Here is a 19,549-nt window from a genome sequence, read left to right on the forward strand (position 1 = left end):
GGGAACGGATGGCACGGCGCGGGCCGGCGCCGGCAGCCGAGGCCCTCAAACCGCATCAGGCCCCGACATGGTTAACGCCACATTAACGCGTCGGGCATAAGTTGACGGAAACCACCCGAGTCTCCGACGAGTTGTCAGTATGCCGTCCCGAATCTCCGCCGATCTTGCGCAGCTCGCTCGTCTCGCGCGTGACGGCGGGCTCGATCTCAGCCAGGTTTCACTGCGTGTGAAAGCCGATCTGCTGATGTCGACTGCCCAGCCCTCCAGCGAGGATCTGGAGGCGTTTCGGGAGATGGCACTCGCCCTGATTCCCGCCATCGATGAGGGCACAGCCATCATCCTGGCGCGCAAGCTTGCCGGGTGGCGCCATGCGCAGGCTGATGTCCTGCAGGCGCTCAAGGCACGCGGTGGGGCTGTTCTGTCGACGCTGATGCGCCATGGCGGCCCGATCTCGCCCTCCGAGCTCGAAGACATTGCAGCCCATGGCGACGCAGCAGCTGCCATTGTCGTTGCCGAACGGGCCGACCTGCCGGCCAAGGCCAGCCTGATGCTGGCGGGTCGGGGCGAGCGGGCAGTCGATCTGGCGCTCCTCGCCAACCCGTCCGCCCCCCTGCCCCGGCCCGTGCTCGACCTCCTGCTCGACCGGGCGCGAGACGATGCCGCCTATGTGCCGGGCCTGCTTGTGCGGCGAGACATCAACAGCGCAGATCTGATCCCGCTCTTCCTGCATGCCGGAGCCGAACGACGCCGCGCCACAATCGAATCGCTTGCGGCGCTGGAGGCGGTCAGCCCATCGGAGAGACGCCCGGCGCCGACGCCGGAGACCTTTGCAGGCTGGCTCGCCACCGCCGAACAGGATCGCGATGGCCTCTTCGGTGCGCTCTCGAGCCAGCTGGGCACGGGCATCCGTCTCGCCGAGGCAATGGCCCGCGATCACTCGCGCGACCTGACGGCACTGACCTTGATCGCCGGCGGCGTCAGCGTCGAGGACGCGACGCGCCTCCTGATCCGGCTTGGCGACGATGCCGCCCATTCGGTGGAGCGCATTTTCGCCCTGGTGGCGCTGATGCGCTCGGTCACCCCAGGGGTGGCCTATCGGCTCGTCATGCAGATATCCGGCGAGAGCAAGGGTCTGTCCAGCCGCAAGGGCCAGCACCAGCCCCTCCTCGACCCGAGTGGAACGCCTGCCCGTTCCGGCGCCGCCAGGCCCGAAACTCGCTCGGTCCTCGACGAGGTCAGACGCGGACTTCGCGGCGGGCGCGAGCACGGCTGAGCGTTCGTATACGCTGCCGGGGGTCAGCCCTCGGCAAGGGCCAGTCTGGGATCGCCCTTCCGGTTCTCGATCTCGACGAGCCAGAGGTCCGGATCGAAACGACGTTCGCGCTCCACCCGTTCCTCAACGCTTAGCGGGTCGGAATCGAGGATCAGCTGAAAGCGGCGTGCGCCGCTCTCGTCCGCCAGCGCCTGCGGCGCAGGCCCGTAGAGCGCGGCGGTGCCGTCAAGCCGGTCGAGTTTGACGAAGATCGCCCCGGCCTCGCTGGCACCGCGGCGGCGCAGGACGGCATCGAAGCCGTCGAGTGCCGCCTGCCGCAAATAGGCTGAGACCCAAAAATCGCTGGTAAGACGCGCCATCGTCGGAAGGTACGCGATCTGCCTCAGTTTTCCACGGTGCGGCGCGGCGAAGCCGGCTTGGCCGAAGCCACGCCACGGATTTCCGCCGGAGGCCGCATGTCGACACCGTTGATCAGATCGGCGATCGGATCCCGGTCACGCACCGGGGCGGGAGCACGCTGTGCGGCCGCCTGGGCCGGCGCAGGGCGCGGGGCCGCATTGACGGATGCCGGTGGACGCGGCGCCGCTTCACGAGCCGCCTGCGTCAAGCCGCCCGGGCGCGAAGGGGGCAATTGCGCGGGCTCCGCCGGAACGGATGCGGCCGGAGCGGGAGCGGCAGGGGCCTGCTCGGTGCGCCGCTCCGCGTTGCGCGGCGACGGGGTGGCCGTCGTGGATTGTGAGAGGATTGGCGAGGGATGACGCGCCTTCTGAAACAGGAGCGCGTTCATCAGGATGGCCGCGGCGGCAGCCGAGAACAGGGTCAGGATCAGGCTACGACCCGGGCGACGCAAGGTTGCGCGCCAGATCCGCATCAGGAAGGACGCCTTGCGGCGAGCCGGCGGGGCGCGTCTCGCCGGAGCGGACAGGGTCGCGTTCGAGTGAGCGCGGGCTGCGAGTGTGACGGACATGGTCGGCTCTCGATCAGGCAGTCAGACGATAGGGTTCTTTGGTTTCGAAGCCGCGGCGCGGCGCTCGGGCGAAGGTAACGATCTTTGCGGGCTCGGAGGCCTGGGCGACGCCGCCAACCGGTAACCTCACCGAGACGCGCGTGCCGACACCTGGAGCGCTCTCCACCGTCAGGCGGCCACCATGCAGGCCGACGAGGCCACGCACCACCGACAGGCCGAGACCGGTGCCCTCATAGGCGCGGTCATAGGAGCCCTTGGCCTGGAAGAAGGGGTCGCCCAACCGTGGCAGATCCGCGGCCGCAATGCCGATGCCGGTATCGGACACCGAAAGATCGAGCATATCGCCGTCACGCACCACGGCCAGCGTKACCCGGCCGCCAGCCGGCGTGAACTTGATCGCGTTCGAAAGCAGATTCAGCAGGACCTGCTTCAGCGCACGACGGTCGCCACGCAGCAACGGCAGATCCGGGCCGATGACGCGTTCCAGGGCAACCTTCTCCGCTTCGGCACGTAGCGCCATCAGCCTGCAGCCGTCCTGGGCAAGTTCCGCAAGATCGAGCGGCTCCTGCTCGATCGCCATGACTCCGCTCTCGATCTTGGAGACATCGAGCAAGGTATTGACGACATCGAGCAGGTGATGGCCGGAAGCATGAATGATATTGGCGTATTCGAGGCGCTTGCCAGCATCGAGCAGGCCGTAACTGTCGGTTCCCAGCATTTCCGAGAAGCCGATGATCGCGTTCAGCGGTGTGCGCAGCTCATGGCTCACCGTGGCGAGAAACTGTCCCTTCTCGTCGCTCGCACGGACGGCCTCGGCATGGCCGCGCGCCCGCTCTTCGTCGAGCGCACGACGCGCGGTGACGTCGCGCATGACGCAAACGACCGCAGCCCCGTCCCGCGGCCCGGCATTCGCGACGCGATGCGCCTGCATCTCGAGCCAGAGGGCCACCGGAGAGGACGGCGTTCCCGGCTCGTCCTGGCGCGGCACGAACAGCGTGCGGAAGCAGGCGCTCGCTGTCCCGTCACCGTGCGCGGCATCGCTGAGCGCCTTGAGGAAAAGGGGGCGGTCGGCGACATGGACACGCTCGAGCAGCCCTCGCCCGATCAGCTCGCGCGGCTCTGCGCCCGTCAAGGAGGCCGAAGCCGCATTGGCGAAGACAACGGCGCCGGTCGCATCATGCCAGGTMACGAGGTCTCCAACATGGTCGAGCAGGAGCTGCGCACGCACGCCGGAGGCGCGATGTTCGCGCATCTCGTCGTCACGCCGCCACAGGAAGCCGAAGGCAACCACCGAGACATGCAGGATTGCGGCAGCAGCCAATAGCGGCATGGCAGCGGAGACCCAGGGAGCCGGCTCCGCGGACAGGCCGAATGCATGCACGATTGCGACCGAAGCCAGGGCGCCGGCAGCGATGGCGCCGGCGCGGGCAACATAAGCCCGCGAGCCGAAGAACATGGCCTCCGCCGGAATGGCGGCGAGCCACAGCAGGAGTGGCGACGCGATCCCGCCGGTCATGCCGGAAAGCGCGACGATCAGGAGCGCCAGCGCTGCGGCCGAAATGCAATGGGCGAGTTCGAGCCGCCCGCTGCGCGAGAGAATGAAGACAGCCAGCAACGGAAGCGTCACCGCAATCAACACAAGCAGTTCAAGCGCGCCCATCGTACCCCGCCAGGCGAGATAGGCCGGAGCCAGGCTCAGGGCCACCGCGCCGAGCGTCAGCCGCGTCAGCATGAAGCGCTCGTGGCGGATGCGCTCAACGGAATTCGGCAGCACCGATGGATGAACCATCKCCGCTACCTGTGTCCTGATCGCCGTCATCGTGATGGGAAAACGCAACGCTCACCTCGGCAGGCCGACTTGCCTGTAACATCCCGATCCTTGCCGAGCCGGGTTTAAGCGGGGTTTAAGGCGATTGCCGACCGAACGCGCCGAACCTGTTCCGCGGAGAGAAATTCGACAAATTGTACAGATAGTTAGAGCAGTTCGGCCGACGAATTTCATCCATTTCGATGTTCGCAGCAGGGTGAACGGAAGCTGAAGATAGAGCTGCGCCTTCGATTCAAATGCATTGCTTACAAATGACGCGATCTTTTGAGATCCGGATCTAGGATGTCTTCGGGATCAGGGGCGAGCCGGCATTGCCGGCAACCGGGGAAACGAGCGATGGCCTATCTTCTGCGCAGCCTGGCGGTGATCGGGGTCATCGCCCTCAACTCACCCGTCCATGGCGGCAAAGCCGAAGATGGCGGCGCGGCTGATACCCTGCGCAACGTGGCGAAGGCTGCGAGCCAGGTCGATGTCAGGACAGTGGCGAATGGCGCCATGGCCGCCCGTGAGGCCGCAGAGATCCTGGCTGGTCTCGATCCGGAAACGCGCTCCCGCTTCCTGGCGCTCACGCTCAGTGCAGCAAACCAGAAACCTCTGGCCACTACCCGCTAGCAGACTCGCACCTATATCTTGAAGGGCGAGCGCTTGACGGGGGGCGCCGGTCGGCCGAAGACGCTCGCCGTTGCCGCCCCGCCCATGGCGCGGCTCCGAGCGGACAGGACATGAGCGCAAGCCTCGACGAGATCATCGCCAATTTCGAGCTGCTCGAAGAGTGGGACGACCGCTACCGGTATCTCATCGAGCTCGGCCGCAGCCTCGCCCCGCTGCCGGAAGAAGCGCATAACGACGACAACAAGGTCCGCGGCTGCGCCAGTCAGGTCTGGCTGGCGGCACGCAGGGAAGGCGGCCCCGGCGCAGGGACGCGCCTGCATTTCCTGGGGGACAGCGATGCCCATATCGTACGTGGCCTCGTTGCGCTGGCACTCGCGATCTATTCGGGCCGCACCGCCCAGGAGATCCTCGCGACGGACGCATTCACGATCTACCAATCCCTCGGGCTCGCAGCCCATCTGACGCCGCAACGCTCGAACGGCGTGCGCGCGATGATCGAACGCATCAAGACGGATGCCCGCAGGGCGGTCGCCTAAGACTGCTCAAGACCGAATGCGGCGGGCGCAGTGAAAGCTGTCGCGCGGCCGGTTAAGCCTCGCCTCCTGCCGCTTCCTCATTTGCTTCGCTGGGGGATGTCGGCGCCCCCAGGCGACGGCTGGGACCGATGAGCCGAGGCACGACGCGATCCCCGCCGAGCACGCCGGCAAGCGGCAGCGCCATGAAAAAGGCCGCCGGGAACCCGGCGGCCAGACGAACTGTTTGGTCGCAAGCGCTGCCCACATTGGCAGCGCCGTCCTCCGCGACAAGCAATCAGCGGCGCTTGCGGCGCTGCTGACCCAATCCCATTTTCTTCGCCAGCTGCGAGCGCGCCTCGGCGTAGTTGGGAGCCACCATCGGGTAGTCGGGCGGCAGACCCCACTTTTCGCGATACTGCTCGGGCGACATATTGTACTGCGTACGAAGATGACGCTTCAGCGACTTGAACTTCTTCCCGTCCTCAAGGCAGATCAGATAGTCGGCCGTGATGGATTTCTTGACCGGAATGGCCGGCTTGGGCGCCTCGGCAGGCACAACCGGCGCAACACCACCAACAACGCGGCTCAGGGCGGCATGCACATCGCTGATCAAAGCGGGCAGTTCGGACGTAGGAACAGAATTGTTCGACACATAAGCGGACACGATGTCCGCGGTCAGCTCGATGAAATCCGAGCCGTCGTTGTCGGTCATGGCGAAAATACTCCTTATGTGTTCTTGGACAAAAAAATCGTCGGATCGGCCTGAACGTCCCGCGACTGAAGCCTTCGTTCTTCCAGCCCAGCAGCTGGTCAAGAGCTGCCCAAGCCAGAATCACAAAAAGCGAGACGACGAGGAAACGGTTTAATGCATAGAAAACACTCTCGCAAGACAATAATCGATCGCATGAATACATTCAAACGCCCGACTTACTGCACCCACGAACATTGTTCATAGCGTCCGTATTGTGTCGCGGCCATGATCATGCTCGGTCTGGTTGTCTTGCTCGCGCCACACACCGGCCTTACCTGTTCATTGCGCGCGCGAAGTACCCAAGTGTCCTATGCCTACCCGGATTTGAACTCCGAACCTTCGTGAACATCGCAACAAACGACGTTGACTACGCAACGATACCCACATCGCCCTCAATCCTTAACGCCATCTTAAGACAGTGCGAGCCCTGCCGTGACCAAACGCCTCCCCTTGCCTCCCCGTGCCGAGAAGCGGCCGGAGACCCGTACCGTTCACGGAGTTGCGCTGAGCGACGCCTATGGCTGGCTCAGGGCCGAGAACTGGAAGGATGTTCTCCGGGACCCCGGCAAACTGCCTGCAGATATTCGCGCCTATCTTGAAGCTGAGAACACCTATTGCGCAGCATTGATGGCACCGACGCGTGCTCTGCAGCGCGATCTGGTCAAGGAAATGCGCGGCCGGATCAAGGAAGACGATGCAGCCGTCCCACAGCCGGACGGCGCCTTCCTCTATTATTCGCGCTATCGGCGCGGCGGCGAACATCCTCTGATCTGCCGCAAGCCGCGCATCAGGCCCGAAAAGGGCGAAGCCCGCGAGCAGCTCCTGCTCGATGCCGACGCCCTGGCAAAGGGCAAGGACTTCTTCGAGCTCGGCGACGCGGCCCACAGCCCCGATCACAGCTTGCTTGCCTGGAGTGCGGACGAGGCGGGCTCGGAGCTCCACGACATCAAGGTCCGCGACCTTGCCACCGGAGCGGATCTGGACGACCGGATCACCGACACCACCGGCGACATCGTCTGGGCGCCCGATTCACGCTCCTTCGCCTATGTCCGTCTCGACGCCGATCACCGCCCGTCGCAGGTCTTCCGCCATCGACTTGGCACCGGGATGGACGAGGACGAACTCCTGCATGACGAGCAGGATGCAGGCATGTTCGTCGATATCGACGAGACCCAGTCCGGCCGCTTCCTGCTGATCTCGATCAGCGATCATGAAACCTCGGAGACCCGCTTCGTCGATCTTGCCGCACCGCAGGCTGAGCCGGTCCTGATCGCGCCGCGCGAGACGGGCCGCCAGTACAGCGTCGAGCATCACGGCGACGACTTCCTGATCCTGACCAATGCCGATGCCGAGGACTTCAAGATCGTCTCGGCCCCGCTCGCATCCCCATCGCCGGAGAATTGGCAGGACCTGATACCGCACCGATCAGGCCGCCTGATCCTCAGCCATCTCTGCCTGAAGGATCGGCTCATCCGGCTCGAACGCGAGGATGGCCTGCCGCGCATCGTCATCCGCGACCTCGCCAGCGGCGCCGAGAGCAGCATCTCCTTCGACGAGGAGGCCTATGGTCTCGGCCTCGATGCCGGCTACGAATTCGAAACCGACACGCTGCGCTTCCTCTATGCCTCGATGGCGCGCCCGGCCGAAACCTACGACTACAACATGGCGACGGGAGAGCGGACGCTGCTGAAGCGCCAGGAGGTTCCGTCCGGCCACGATCCGGCGGCCTATCGGGTGCGACGCGTCTTCGCGACGGCGAAGGACGGAGCCAGGGTCCCTGTCTCGCTTCTGCACCGGGCCGACCTTGCCCTCGATGGTTCAGCGCCCTGTCTGCTCTATGGCTATGGCTCCTACGGCGCGGCCATGTCGGCCTCGTTCCGGACCAATCCGCTCAGCTTGGTCGATCGCGGCTTCGTCTATGCCATTGCCCATATCCGCGGCGGCACCGACAAGGGCTGGCGCTGGTATCTCGACGGCAAGCGCGAGAAGAAGACCAACACCTTCACGGACTTCATCGCGGCGGCCGAGATGCTGGCCGATACCGGCTTTACTGCACGCGGCCGCATCGTCGCGCAGGGTGGCAGCGCCGGCGGCATGCTGATGGGCGCAATCGCAAACATGGCCCCGGAGCTGTTCGCCGGCATCATCGCCGAGGTCCCCTTCGTCGATGTGCTCAACACGATCCTTGACGACACGCTGCCGCTCACCCCGCCGGAATGGCCGGAATGGGGGAACCCGATCCGGGACGTCGAAGCCTTCCACATGATCAAGAGCTATTCGCCCTATGACAACGTCCAGGCGCAGGCTTACCCGCCGCTGCTCGCGATGGGCGGGCTCACCGACCCTCGTGTGACCTATTGGGAACCGGCAAAATGGGTCGCGCAACTGCGCGCGACCATGACCGGCGGCGGGCCGGTCCTGCTGCACACCAATATGGAGGCCGGCCATGGCGGCTCGGCCGGGCGCTTCGACTCGCTGAAGGAGGTGGCGCTGGCCTATGCCTTCGCCATCCACACGATCCGCGAGGGATGGCCGGAGCAAGCGGCCGCCAAGAGCTGATCAGCCGCCAAGCCTGCTCTTCTCGCTGGCGAGATAGGTCTTGAGCTCGTCCATCGAGGCGAACTTGTACTCGCCATCGGGCGTACGAGCCTGGATGGAACCATCAGCATACATCGTGAAATGCGTGTCGCCGACCTGATAAGCTCCGACGACGCCCTCGTCGGAGGTCGCCGGGCCGGGCGGCTCGGGAACCGTTTCCGTCTCTTCGCCGGAGATTGCCTCCTCGGCTTCATCCAGCGGCTCGCCCTCAGCCTCGGTCTCCTCGAAGACCGGCTCGATCCGAGATTCCGCCTCAGTCGTGTCCGGTTGGACCTCCGGCGCATCCGCACTCTCGACATCCGGCTCCAGCCGTGGCGCTCCGCTGGTCAGCGGCGGCCAGCGCGGTATCGTAGGCTCATCCGCCACTTGCTCGGGCTCGCCAAAAGTCGGCTCACGCCGGCCGAAGGCCGGTGCCATCCAGGCGGCGGCCTCGTCGATCTCGCGATCGCGCTGATCGAACGATGTTTCTCCCACCGGCAGATCGGGCTCCGGTTCGGGCTCGAAATCGGGTTCCGGGCGCTGCGGACCGAACGAGAGATGCTGGCGCAAGGCGCCGAAATCATCGGCTTCCACGGGGGGCTTGGCCTCCTCCGGGCGCGGCCTCTCGACCTGCGGCCACCAGGCTGGCGCTTGAGGCGAACGCAGGTCTTCGTCACCCGCCACAGCGCCCGTGTCGGCGTCCTCGACCTCTCCGGCGGCTTCGTCCTCATGCTGCGTCACGAAGGAAGCGGCAATCGACGGGGTGACAACGTCCGGCGCAAGCTCGGGCAGCACCGCTTCCGTTTCATGCGGCTCATGCAGTTCGGCCGTGGGGGCATCCGCCCTGCCCTTTTCGGGCTCCTCGACCGCGTCAATGGCCTCCTCACGCCGGTCAGCGGGCAGCTCCGAGGGGTGCGTGATCTCATCGAACAGATCGCTGATCACAGGCTCAGGCAAGTCCTGGGCGGCAGCGGGAGCATCCTCAGCGCCACCGCGCATTGAAGCTGCCAGGGCCCCGCCGGCGGCGACAAGCCCGGCCCCTGCTGCCACGGTGCCAAGGCCCGGAAGCGTCGACCGGGCTTCGCCCGGGATCGTCCGTACATCGTCATCCATCTCCACCGATGCCCGCGCCGCGTCAGCGGCGGAAGGCCCGGCTGAGGCCACCGTCAGCGCACCGGCAATCGCCACCCTGACGCGGCGCAGTTCCACCAGGACCCACGACAGGGCAAGCAGGATGATCCCAGCAGCGACAGCCACGCTGCCGGCTATGACCAGGGTGAAGCCCCGCTCGAGCACGAGGTAGGGCCAGCCATTAACGATGGCAGCGATGCCACCGGCAAAGAACCCCAGGCCCAACAGAACGAAGATCGTTATCAACGCAGTACCCTCAGTATCCACCGGAGGCAGGCGGCTTCATCGCCTCTCCGATCATCTTCTAACTTATTGAATAAGAGACTGTTTCACAATTCGCACTGAACTATGCCTGCAAATGGCCTGTTCATTGTGCCCCGTCCCGCATGTTTCGGGCCGTTTGCTCCGACGCAATATCATGGCCCACGGCGCGCCAAGCCGGTTGCCGGCCGGAAGCGGGAGGCTTAACTATCGCGTGGAATGGCGGCTGATCCGCCGGGCTGGCAAGTCCCAAGCCGTTCATGACGAAGCCATTCTCAGCAGTGTGATTTGACAGCCTAAGGAGAGGCCAAATGACCTTTACCCTTCCCGATCTGCCCTACGCCCATGACGCGCTCCAGCCGTTCATGTCGCGGGAGACGCTGGAATATCACCACGACAAGCACCACCAAGCCTATGTCACCAACGGCAACAACGCGATCAAGGGCACCGAATTCGAGGGCAAATCGCTCGAAGAGATAGTCAAGGGCTCCTACGGCAAGAACCCGGCTGTCTTCAACAATGCCGGCCAGCACTACAACCACCTCCATTTCTGGAAGTGGATGAAGCCCAATGGCGGCGGCAAGCTGCCGGGCGCGCTGGAGAAAGCCGTCGTCGATTCGTTCGGCTCCGTCGACAAGTTCAAGGAAGACTTCGTTGCGGCTGGCGTTGGCCAGTTCGGCTCCGGCTGGGCCTGGCTCGAGGTCAAGGGCGGCAAGCTCGCGATCAGCAAGACCCCGAATGGCGAGAGCCCGCTGGTTCACGGCGGCACGCCGATCCTCGGCGTCGATGTCTGGGAGCACTCCTACTACATCGACTATCGCAACCGCCGTCCCGACTACCTCAAGGCCTTCCTCGAGAGCCTGGTGAACTGGGACTACGTTGCTGAACTCTACGACGGCGCCAAGGCCTGACGGCAGCGCAGTCGTGACCCTATGCGACGGGGCCCTTTCGGGCCCCGTTTTGCATTCTTGGTAGGGTGACGGTCAGGCCGCCACGCTGTGCAGGAATTGGTCGACCGTCGCGCGCAGTCGCAATGCCTGGGCCGCAACCTCGCCAGCGGCATCCCGAACCTGCCCCGCAGATTGTCCGGTCTCCTCGACGCTGTCCGCGAGCACGCTGAGATCGCTCGACACCGACAGCGCTGAAGAGCTTGCCATCGCAACGCCGCTGGCAATCTCGCCGGTCGCGATCGCCTGCTGCTCGATCGACGTTGCGACCGCGTTCGTGAAGTTCTCGATCGCGCCCATTCGGTTGGCGATGTTCAAAATGGCGCCGACGACCTCACCGGTCGCCCCCTGGATGGCGCCAACCTGTGTCACGATCCGATCTGTTGCATCCGCCGTCTGCGCCGCAAGACTCTTCACCTCCGACGCAACGACCGCGAAGCCACGCCCAGCGTCGCCGGCGYGCGCAGCCTCGATCGTCGCGTTGAGCGCCAGCAGATTCGTCTGTGCGGCGATATCCCGGATCAGATTCACCACCTCGCCGATCGCGCGAGCCGTTTCGTCCAGCGCTTGTACCGAACCCGCGGTGTCGCGCGAGGCTGAGGCTGCCTCGACGATCTCGGTGCGGACATGCCGGATCTGAAACTCGACCTCGCGGATGGCCGCGCCCATCTCTTCGGCGGCCTGTGCGGCGTTCTCGACATTGGCCGAGGCCCCGTGCGAGTTCTGGGCGGCGCGGGCCGCACGTCCCGACGACTCTGCCGCAACACGCGCCAGGCCATCCGACGCTTCGCTCATCCGTTCGGCGTTGTTCTTGAATGCCTCCAGCGCGGCACCAACCTCGCCCCGGAACAGGGCAATCGATTCGTCGACGCGGCGCTGCTGGTAGCGGCGTTCGGCCTCGGTGACGTGCTGGKCCTCCTGGAGGGCCGCACGCTCTCCCAACCGGACCTTGAGCACGCTGAGCGCCTGCGCGATCGCGCCGATCTCGTCCCTCCGGTCTGCCGCGTCGATCGGTGTATCGAGCTTGCCGTCGGAGATGCTGACGATGGCCTGGGTCATGCTCTTCAGCGGCCGCATCGTGCGCGACAGGGAAACCCAGAGCAGTGGTCCGAGAATGAGCAGGATCAGAACGCCGATGCCGATCGTGACGAACTGCTCAAAGGAGGCCCGCGCATTGAGGCGCGTCTTGTCGAACCGGACGGCGACATAGCCGACCTGCTTCTGGTTCGGCCCAATCCGCACCGAACGAAGCTGGACGAGGTAGACATTATCCTCAAGCTGAAGAGTATCGCGCTCCTTCAAGGCATCCCAGGGCTCGCGCCCAAGTGCCGCCGCCAATGAGCGTGGGGTGAGCGAAAGCCTGCTCTCGGTCGATTCGCCGGCGCTCGCCAGGGCAACGATGTCATCGGCGACGAAGCCGGCATTGAAATCGGGGTCCTGACGCAGCGATTCGAGGATGTATCCCAGTGTCGTGGTGTCACGGGACAGAATTAGCGCCGGAGCGGCATTCGTGACCATGCTGGTCAGCGCAGCGATCTTGTGCTCGAGATCGTCGCGGGTCTGGGCCTGATTATAGCGTGATGCCACGATCACGAGGATGAGGATGGCCGCCGCGACGATGGCAATCGCCGCCCCAGCGATCCTGCTGCCGAGCGAGAGCGAACCGCGTGTTCCAGCCGAGCGCTTCGATGCAACCATCGCGATCGCCCCAGATCGCTTCAACCATGCCATAGCGCCGAGATCTCCGCCGGAGGCTGCAAGGGTAGGATCCGAACGGACCGGTGCTTACAAACTGAGCGATCACGGTAAATTTTCGATTGCGTAGGGTTAGCTTCGCGGCAAAGTTTTTAGCCGGCACCGACCTGTGGTCAAAACAGCTCCGAGAAGCGCGCAATTCTGAAGCCCGGCGGAGGCACGAACGCGGCAAGGGCAGCGTGTTCGAGCGCGCGCGTGGCGATCACCGGATCGAGCCGCGCCAGTTCGTCATCGATATGTCCGGGATGACACATCACAAGATGTGCCGCTCCGGGCGCGATCAGGAAATGGCGCAGATCCGCGCCGAAGTCGCGTTCGGAATCGAATGGCGAAACGCCAGAGAAGCCCCGGTTGACCGGGATCCCGCGCCGCAAAGCCTGCGAGCGCAGGCCCACGGCCAGACCAGCGATCACCAGTGCCTTGCCTACCGCCACCCCGCGCTGGCGGATCGCCCGGGCCGAGTCGGCCGGATCGCGCAGATAGACCGTCCCTTCCGGGTAGTGGCGCTGGATCGCCCGCAGCACCGCTCCGCGGACGCCCGGCAGCACGTGGACGTGCTGATGGCCGTCGACAAAATCCGGTGCGTGGCCCAGCGCGTCCTCGAAGGCTTCGAGCTGACGGCCGATCTCGCCCGCGATCTCGGCGCGGGCTGCGGCCGAGGTCGCCGCCGCCCGCGCGAGATCGCCGAGCCTTGGGAACATGCCCGCTGGCGCGACCCGATGCATCGGCCCAAGCGGGGCAGCGCAGGTCAGATTGAGATGCAGCCCGAGATCAGCCCTGCCGGAAAAGCTGCCCAGTTCGGAGGCAAGGCGCTGCCAATGCGGCCGGTTTGTCATTGCGCCCGTCGCCGAGAGCTTTCCAAGCGCAAGCAATTCCAGGATCGAACGGCTGACGCCTTCGGTCATGGCAAAATCATCGGCACAAAGAACGAAACGGATCGTCATCGATTTCGTTGTCCAGGGTTCATCCGCGATGGTGTAAGGGGCCCGTCGTAGGACTTGTGAGCACAACAGCTTTACGGTTCTGTGCCCATCGCGTCACCCGTGTCGAGCCCGGCTTCGCCGGAAGGCGGGGCCGGCCCGTCCTGGCCGGATCAAGAGGTCAGTCGTGTCGGAAACTTCGCCCGCTCCCAGCCTCGCAGTGCAGCGCCCCGCGCCTGCCCGGCCGGAGCTCTCCATCGTCGTCCCCGTTCACAACGAGGCCGATAATCTGCCGCTTCTCGTCGAGCGCCTGAAATCCGTGCTGACAGGCGTGGTTTCGTCCTGGGAAATGATCTGCATCGATGACGGCAGCCGCGACGGCTCGCTCTCCGTGCTGCGCCTGCTGAACGCCAGCGACCCGCGCATCAATGCCGTGTCGTTCAGCCGCAATTTCGGCAAGGAGATCGCCATCGCCGCCGGGCTCGACCATGCTTCGGGCGATGCGGTGGTGATCATGGACGCCGATCTGCAGCATCCGCCGGAAACCATCCTGACCTTCCTCGCCAAGTGGCGGGAAGGATATCTCAACATCTACGGCCAGCGCGCCGACCGCTCGGGCGAGAGCCGGCTGAAACGCGGCTTCGCCAAGGCTTTCTATCGGGTCTTCGCCAGTTTCGGCGAGACGGAGTTGCCGGAGGGCGCGGGCGATTTCCGCCTGCTTGACCGCCGTGTTGTGGACGCATTGCGCGCCCTGCCGGAGCGGGCACGGTTTTCCAAGGGTCTCTATGCCTGGGTCGGCTTCCCCTCGACCGGCGTGACCTTCGAAGTCGCCGAGCGCCAGCACGGCGTCACCAAGTTCAGCTTCCGCAAGTTGTTCAGCTTCGCCTTCGACGGGTTGTCCTCGTTCTCGACCGTGCCGCTCAAGATAGCGACCTGGACGGGGGTGATCATCGCCCTGATCTCGACCTTCAGCGCCTTGTTCTTCCTGTTGCGGACGCTGCTCTACGGCACCGACCTGCCTGGCTTCCCTTCGCTGATCGTGTCGATCATGTTCTTCTCGGGCATCCAGCTGATTTCGCTCGGGCTGATCGGCGAGTATGTCGGACGCATCTTCGCGGAAGTGAAGCGCCGGCCACTCTACCTGATCGGCGAGCGGGTCGGTTTCAACGCGCGCGCCGTCGATCATCCGCGCGGCGACGCATTGCCGCCATTGATCCGCTAAGAATGGTGCAGACGATTCGGCTTGTTCCGGCGCAGGCGAGCGCGCCTTGGGGCAAGAGCGAGGCCTGGAGTTCGAGCATGACGCCGTCCGCACGCCGGAAACCACATCCCGGCCTCATGCGCTGATGTTCAGGAAGATCCTGTCCGTTGGCGGCTTCACGCTGCTCTCCCGCCTGAGCGGTTTCCTGCGCGACATCGCTCTCGCCGCCGTGCTCGGCGCCGGCGCGATGATGGATGCTTTTTCCGTCGCGTTGCGGCTGCCCAATCATTTCCGCGCGATCTTCGGCGAGGGCGCCTTCAACCAGGCCTATATCCCGGCCTATGCGCGCATCAGGCAGCAGACCGGAGACGCCGCGGCGGCGCTCTTCGCCAACCGCGTCTTCACGCTGAACCTGATCGTGCAGGTCGTTCTGCTCGCACTCGCCCTGCCCCTGATGCCCGAGGTCGTGCGCCTGCTCGCGCCCGGCTTTGCCAACGATCCTCAGCGCTTCGAGCTTGCGGTCGCGCTGACGAGGATCACCTTCCCCTATCTGCTCTTCATCACGCTGGTGACGTTGCTCGCCKCGAACCTGAACGCCGTCGACCGTTTCGCAGCCGCAGCGGCAGCGCCGGTCCTGCTCAACATCTGCCTGATCGCTGCACTGTTCATCGCCTTCCTGTTTCCGAGCGCAGCCTATGCCGCCGCCTGGGGCGTCGCCGTCGCGGGCCTGCTCGAATGGCTGCTGCTGGTGCTTGCGGCCCGGCAGGCCGGCGTGTCGACGGCGCTGACGCGCCCGCGTGTCGATGCCGATGTGAAGAGCTTTCTCAAGGCTTTCGGCCCGGCCGTCATCGGCTCCGCCGGTGTGCAGATCGCGCTCTTCGCCGACACGATCATCGCCTCCCTGCTGCCGCGTGGCGCCTATGCCTCGCTCTACTATGCCGAACGGCTCTACCAGCTGCCGATCGGCGTGATCGCGATCGGGGTGGGTACGGTGCTGTTGCCGACCATGAGCCGCCTGATCGCGGCCGGCGATATCCACGGCGCGGACAAGGCGCAGAACCGGGCCGTGGCGCTGACGCTGGTCATGGCCGCCCCCTTCGCCGCAGCCTTCCTCGCCATCCCGGAGCTGATCGTCTCGGCCCTGTTCGAACGCGGCCGTTTCGATGCGGCAGCAAGCCAGGCGGCGGGCGCAGTGCTGTTTGCCTATGCAATCGGGCTCCCGGCCATCGTGCTGATCCGCTCGCAGGTCTCCGCCTTCCAGGCTCGTGGCGACACCACGACGCCAATGCTGGTTTCGCTTGCCGCCATCGCCGCCAATGTCGCGCTCAAGCTGCTGCTCTGGCGCGATTTCGGCGCGCCCGGGCTTGCGTTGGCGACGGCAACCGGAGCCTGGATCAATGTCGGTGCCTTGTTCGTCCTGGCGCTGCGCCGCGGCTGGACGAAACCGGACCGGCAGCTTCCCGGGCTGATCGTCATCACCCTCGCAGGTGGTGTGATTGCCGGGCTGGTCGCCCGTGTGCTCGCGCCCGGTGTCCTGGCCGCACTGGCGCATGTCCCGGTCGAGCCGCGCCTTCTGGCACTCACCGCGATCGGGCTGGTGGCCGCGAGCCTCTATCTCGTGATCGTTGCTGGCGGGTTGAAGGCGGCAGGCCTGTTCCGGCTCCTGCGCTGACCGGCAGATTCGTCAGGCCCTGAGCCGGGCTGCTCCGGAGCGAATGCGCGCGGCGGCCTCCGCAACCATGCGCTCGACGATCTCGGCTGCCGTCGGGATATCCGAAATCAACCCGGCAGCCTCGCCGAAGATCACTGCGGCGCCCTGCGGATCGCCGGCCATGAAAGCCGCCTTGTAGGCCGGGGCCTCCGCTTCGATCACGTCCTTGAGTTCATGGTCCCGGCCAACCCATTTCGCAATGAAGGCGTTTGCGCTGACCCGGATATCGAACGGTCTTGGCCAGTCGAGCTGGCGGACGATATCGGGGAGCGACGAGCGCACGGTCTCGTCCCCCGTCGCGGCGACGGCGACCGCATGGTGATTGGCGTGAACCAAGGCCTCACGGCTCGCCCAGAAACGCGTACCGACCAGAACGCCGTCTGCCCCCAGCATCAGGGCCGCCGCGAGTCCACGGCCATCGGCGATGCCGCCCGCCGCCAGCAGCAAAGTATCAGGGCTTTCGCGTGCGAGCAGATCGGCCACTTCCGGCACGAAAGGCAGGGTCCCGCGCGCTTGACCGTGACCACCGGCTTCGGCGCCCTGCGCGACGATGACGGCTGCGCCGGCCCGCAGCGCCTGCCGGACATGAACAATCGACTGGCACTGGCAGATCATCGGCACGCCAGCCGCCGCGATCTCGCCCGCAAAGGGTGCAGGATCGCCAAAGGAGAGCATCAGCGCCGCAGGCTGATGCTCGAGAACCTTGCCAAGCAAATGCGGCTGCCTCGCAAGCGACCAGGTGATGAAGCCGCAGCCGGTCCGGGTATTGCCGGCTGCGGCGAATTGCTGGTCCAGCCAGGCATCATCGCCGTAACCGCCGCCGATCAAGCCCAGCCCGCCGGCGCGCGTCACAGCGGCGGCCAACGCCCCGCCCCCGGCCAGAGCCATCGGCGCGGACAGGATCGGATGATCGATCCCGAAGCGCTCGGTGAGCCGGGTGGCGAGGCACGCCACAGTGACTAGGCGGTCTTGGAGTGCGCGAAGTCCATGTAGAGTTCGCGCGCCTTGCGGAACAGCGGGCCGGGCTGGAGCGCGGTGTTGTCGATCCGGGAAACCGGCATGACCTTCGAGTAGTTGCCGGAGATGAAGATCTCGTCGGCCTGCTCGAAATCGCTGTAGCGCAGGCTGGTCTCCTCGACCGTGATACCGTCCTGGCGCAGCAGCGAAATGACGCGCTGGCGGGTGATGCCGTTCAGGAAGGTGCCGTTCGCGACCGGGGTCTTCACCACGCCGTCCTTGGCCATGAAGATGTTGGACGTCGCCGTCTCCGCGACATTGCCAAGCATGTCGAGCACCAGCGCGTTGTCGAAACCGGCCGCCTTGGCGGCGCGCAGGACACGGGCATTGTTGGGGTAGAGGCAGCCGGCCTTCGAGTCCGTCGGCATGGTCTCGAGCGTCGGGCGGCGATAGGCGCCCTGCGTCACCGAGAAGCCGTTCGACGGCACCGGCATCGGAGCCTCGAAGAGGCAGAGGCAGAACTTGGTCGACTCAGGGTCGGCCATGATGGTCGAGAGACCGTCTGCCTCGCCCCAGTACATCGGCTTGACATAAAGCGCCGTGCCCGGGGCGAATTTCTTCGCGCCTTCATAGGTCTTGGCGATGATCTCCTCAGCCGACATCGTCGCCTTCAGGCCGAGCGCATGGGCCGAGCGGTTTACGCGAGCCGCATGCTTGTCGAGATCGGGCGCCTTGTCCTCGAAATAGCGAGCCCCGTCGAAGACGGTCGAAGCCAGCCAGCTGGCATGGGTCCGCGGGCCCATGATGCCCGGATTTCCCTCATGCCATTCACCTTCGAACCAGCTCCAGGTTTGCGAATACCAAGCCATAACCATCCTCGATTTTGTCAGTGTTATTGACCGACACCGTCTGCCGCCCCGCCGCGCGCGTCAACATGCCGAAGGCCCTCCGGCAATGACGTCATGTGATGGAAGCAATGCAGCCGGGTGATGGATCACAAGCCAAAGGCGCGGGCGAGCGAAACCACCGCCATGCCGACGACAAGTGCCAGAAGCTCGCTTCGGCGCAGTACCATGCTGCCGACAGCGGCCAGCAGCGCCAGCGCCGCAGCAAGCCCCAGACGCTCGACCAATGGCAGCACGGTTGCGACGACGATCGAGCCCGGCAATGCGGCCAGCCCGCGCCGGACATGCGGCGTGAGAGGGATGAACCCCATCAACACCACGCCCGAGATGCGACAGAGATAGGTGGCGATCGCCATGGCGGCGATCGCTGCCCAGGCTCCCCAGCCGGCGAGATCAGGCAGCGTCATCGAGGAAAGCTCCAGCGACCGCGCCAGAGAGCGCTCCGACGATGATGAAGGCATAGCCATCGACCAGCTTGGCCGTGACAAGCGCCACGATGCCCGCAACCAGCCAGGGCCGCGCCGCCTTCCGGCCACGCCAGAGCGGCACGATCATCGCTGCGAAGAAGATCGGCATCACGAGATCGATGCCATAGCGTCGCGGATCACTCACCAGCGAGCCGAGCAGATATCCCGGCACGGTGGCAAGAACCCAGACAACCCAGAGCAGGAGTCCGCCGCCGATCAGCACGCCGAGATCGCGCCCACCCTCGGCGTGATAGCGCGTTCCGACCAGCCAGTTCGCATCGGTGAAGAAGAACAGATGCAAGGCGTTGAGGGCCCGCGGAAAACGCGAGAACCAGGGCTGAAGCGACGCACCTTGCAGCACCATCCGCGCATTCACCGTCGCGGTGACGGCTGCAAGGCCGGCGATCGCCCCCCAGGTCCATTCCGGCCGCCAGAGTTCCATCGCCACGAGCTGCGCGACCCCGGCATAGACAATCGCGCTCATCATCACGGTTTCCAGCAGGCTCAGGCCCTTCGCCGCGGCGGCTGCACCGAAGGCAACCGCGAAAACGATGATGCCCGGGAGCACCACGGAAATCTTGCGGACTCCCAGAATCATGCCGCGCCAGGTCACGGGCGCGCGCGCTTCCTTCGGGAGTGGGTCGGGTGACGACGTCATGCTTCTTCCATGGACCAAGCAGGCCCCGCGTCAACGGGTCCAGGCGGCGCCGTTGCATGAATTCCATGCAGGGCGGCGCAACGCGGATCAACAGAGGCGACGGAACGCCCCGA

General features: G+C 65.4%; 18 protein-coding genes. 7 read left to right on the forward strand and 11 right to left on the reverse strand.

Annotated elements, in window-relative coordinates; all coding sequences use genetic code 11:
• Window positions 1-139 precede the first annotated feature (139 nt).
• Entirely contained in the window at window positions 140-1,273 is a 1,134-nt protein-coding gene (locus tag AC1DIO_RS13865; protein WP_441506503.1) for a DUF2336 domain-containing protein, read from the forward strand.
• 23 nt (window positions 1,274-1,296) lie between these two features.
• Here the strand turns inward: AC1DIO_RS13865 and AC1DIO_RS13870 are convergent, their stop codons facing one another.
• Genes AC1DIO_RS13870 through AC1DIO_RS13880 form a run of 3 tightly spaced genes read right to left on the reverse strand, consistent with a single transcriptional unit; the run spans window position 1,297 to window position 4,029 of the window.
• Window positions 1,297-1,632, reverse strand: coding sequence for a DUF1491 family protein (locus tag AC1DIO_RS13870; protein ID WP_069877409.1), 336 nt, complete (start codon window positions 1,630-1,632; stop codon window positions 1,297-1,299).
• A gap of 23 nt (window positions 1,633-1,655) precedes the next feature.
• Complete coding sequence (locus tag AC1DIO_RS13875) at window positions 1,656-2,240, reverse strand: hypothetical protein (protein ID WP_441506502.1); 585 nt, start codon at window positions 2,238-2,240, stop codon at window positions 1,656-1,658.
• Between the two features lie 13 nt (window positions 2,241-2,253).
• Entirely contained in the window at window positions 2,254-4,029 is a 1,776-nt protein-coding gene (locus AC1DIO_RS13880) for a PAS domain-containing sensor histidine kinase (protein WP_476853536.1), read from the reverse strand.
• Window positions 4,030-4,404: 375 nt separating this feature from the next.
• Between AC1DIO_RS13880 and AC1DIO_RS13885 the strand changes: the two genes are divergently transcribed.
• Both AC1DIO_RS13885 and AC1DIO_RS13890 read left to right on the forward strand, forming a co-directional pair.
• On the forward strand, window positions 4,405-4,680 hold the full coding sequence (locus AC1DIO_RS13885) for a hypothetical protein (RefSeq protein ID WP_441488986.1): 276 nt from the start codon (window positions 4,405-4,407) through the stop codon (window positions 4,678-4,680).
• A 110-nt stretch (window positions 4,681-4,790) separates the two neighbouring features.
• Entirely contained in the window at window positions 4,791-5,216 is a 426-nt protein-coding gene (locus AC1DIO_RS13890) for a SufE family protein (protein ID WP_441506500.1), read from the forward strand.
• A 274-nt stretch (window positions 5,217-5,490) separates the two neighbouring features.
• Here AC1DIO_RS13890 and AC1DIO_RS13895 read toward each other — a convergent pair whose 3' ends face one another.
• Entirely contained in the window at window positions 5,491-5,907 is a 417-nt protein-coding gene (locus AC1DIO_RS13895; RefSeq protein ID WP_043233741.1) for a Ros/MucR family transcriptional regulator, read from the reverse strand.
• Between the two features lie 471 nt (window positions 5,908-6,378).
• Here AC1DIO_RS13895 and AC1DIO_RS13900 point away from each other — a divergent pair, with 471 nt between their 5' ends.
• A complete protein-coding gene (locus AC1DIO_RS13900; RefSeq protein ID WP_441506499.1) occupies window positions 6,379-8,505 on the forward strand; it encodes a S9 family peptidase in 2,127 nt (708 codons plus the stop codon).
• On the opposite strand, the gene AC1DIO_RS13905 is transcribed toward AC1DIO_RS13900, so the two are convergent.
• The gene (locus AC1DIO_RS13905; RefSeq protein ID WP_476853537.1) at window positions 8,506-9,900 is read right to left on the reverse strand and encodes a hypothetical protein; all 1,395 of its coding nucleotides are present in this window, start codon (window positions 9,898-9,900) and stop codon (window positions 8,506-8,508) included.
• 326 nt (window positions 9,901-10,226) lie between these two features.
• Here AC1DIO_RS13905 and AC1DIO_RS13910 point away from each other — a divergent pair, with 326 nt between their 5' ends.
• A complete protein-coding gene (locus tag AC1DIO_RS13910) occupies window positions 10,227-10,826 on the forward strand; it encodes a superoxide dismutase (protein WP_069877416.1) in 600 nt (199 codons plus the stop codon).
• A 72-nt stretch (window positions 10,827-10,898) separates the two neighbouring features.
• Here the strand turns inward: AC1DIO_RS13910 and AC1DIO_RS13915 are convergent, their stop codons facing one another.
• Window positions 10,899-12,560, reverse strand: coding sequence for a methyl-accepting chemotaxis protein (locus AC1DIO_RS13915; RefSeq protein ID WP_476853538.1), 1,662 nt, complete (start codon window positions 12,558-12,560; stop codon window positions 10,899-10,901).
• A gap of 170 nt (window positions 12,561-12,730) precedes the next feature.
• Window positions 12,731-13,561: a ChbG/HpnK family deacetylase gene (locus AC1DIO_RS13920; protein ID WP_476769676.1), complete on the reverse strand. Its 831-nt coding sequence runs from the start codon at window positions 13,559-13,561 to the stop codon at window positions 12,731-12,733.
• 163 nt (window positions 13,562-13,724) lie between these two features.
• Here AC1DIO_RS13920 and AC1DIO_RS13925 point away from each other — a divergent pair, with 163 nt between their 5' ends.
• Window positions 13,725-14,759 (forward strand): glycosyltransferase family 2 protein, encoded by a 1,035-nt coding sequence (locus AC1DIO_RS13925; RefSeq protein WP_441488979.1) that lies wholly within the window; start codon window positions 13,725-13,727, stop codon window positions 14,757-14,759.
• 124 nt (window positions 14,760-14,883) lie between these two features.
• The gene (gene murJ, locus AC1DIO_RS13930; RefSeq protein WP_476853565.1) at window positions 14,884-16,410 is read left to right on the forward strand and encodes a murein biosynthesis integral membrane protein MurJ; all 1,527 of its coding nucleotides are present in this window, start codon (window positions 14,884-14,886) and stop codon (window positions 16,408-16,410) included.
• 12 nt (window positions 16,411-16,422) lie between these two features.
• Here murJ and AC1DIO_RS13935 read toward each other — a convergent pair whose 3' ends face one another.
• The 4 genes from AC1DIO_RS13935 to AC1DIO_RS13950 all read right to left on the reverse strand — a co-directional run bounded on the left by AC1DIO_RS13935 (window position 16,423) and on the right by AC1DIO_RS13950 (window position 19,436).
• A complete protein-coding gene (locus tag AC1DIO_RS13935) occupies window positions 16,423-17,403 on the reverse strand; it encodes an NAD(P)H-dependent flavin oxidoreductase (protein ID WP_441488978.1) in 981 nt (326 codons plus the stop codon).
• Window positions 17,404-17,408: 5 nt separating this feature from the next.
• Entirely contained in the window at window positions 17,409-18,275 is an 867-nt protein-coding gene (locus AC1DIO_RS13940; protein ID WP_441488977.1) for a branched-chain amino acid aminotransferase, read from the reverse strand.
• A gap of 125 nt (window positions 18,276-18,400) precedes the next feature.
• A complete protein-coding gene (locus AC1DIO_RS13945) occupies window positions 18,401-18,718 on the reverse strand; it encodes an AzlD family protein (RefSeq protein WP_113515472.1) in 318 nt (105 codons plus the stop codon).
• On the reverse strand, window positions 18,705-19,436 hold the full coding sequence (locus AC1DIO_RS13950; protein ID WP_441488976.1) for an AzlC family ABC transporter permease: 732 nt from the start codon (window positions 19,434-19,436) through the stop codon (window positions 18,705-18,707). Before AC1DIO_RS13950 ends, AC1DIO_RS13945 begins: the two co-directional genes overlap by 14 nt.
• Window positions 19,437-19,549: the final 113 nt, after the last annotated feature.

It is taken from the genome of Allobosea sp. 05T439 (genome assembly GCF_056396005.1).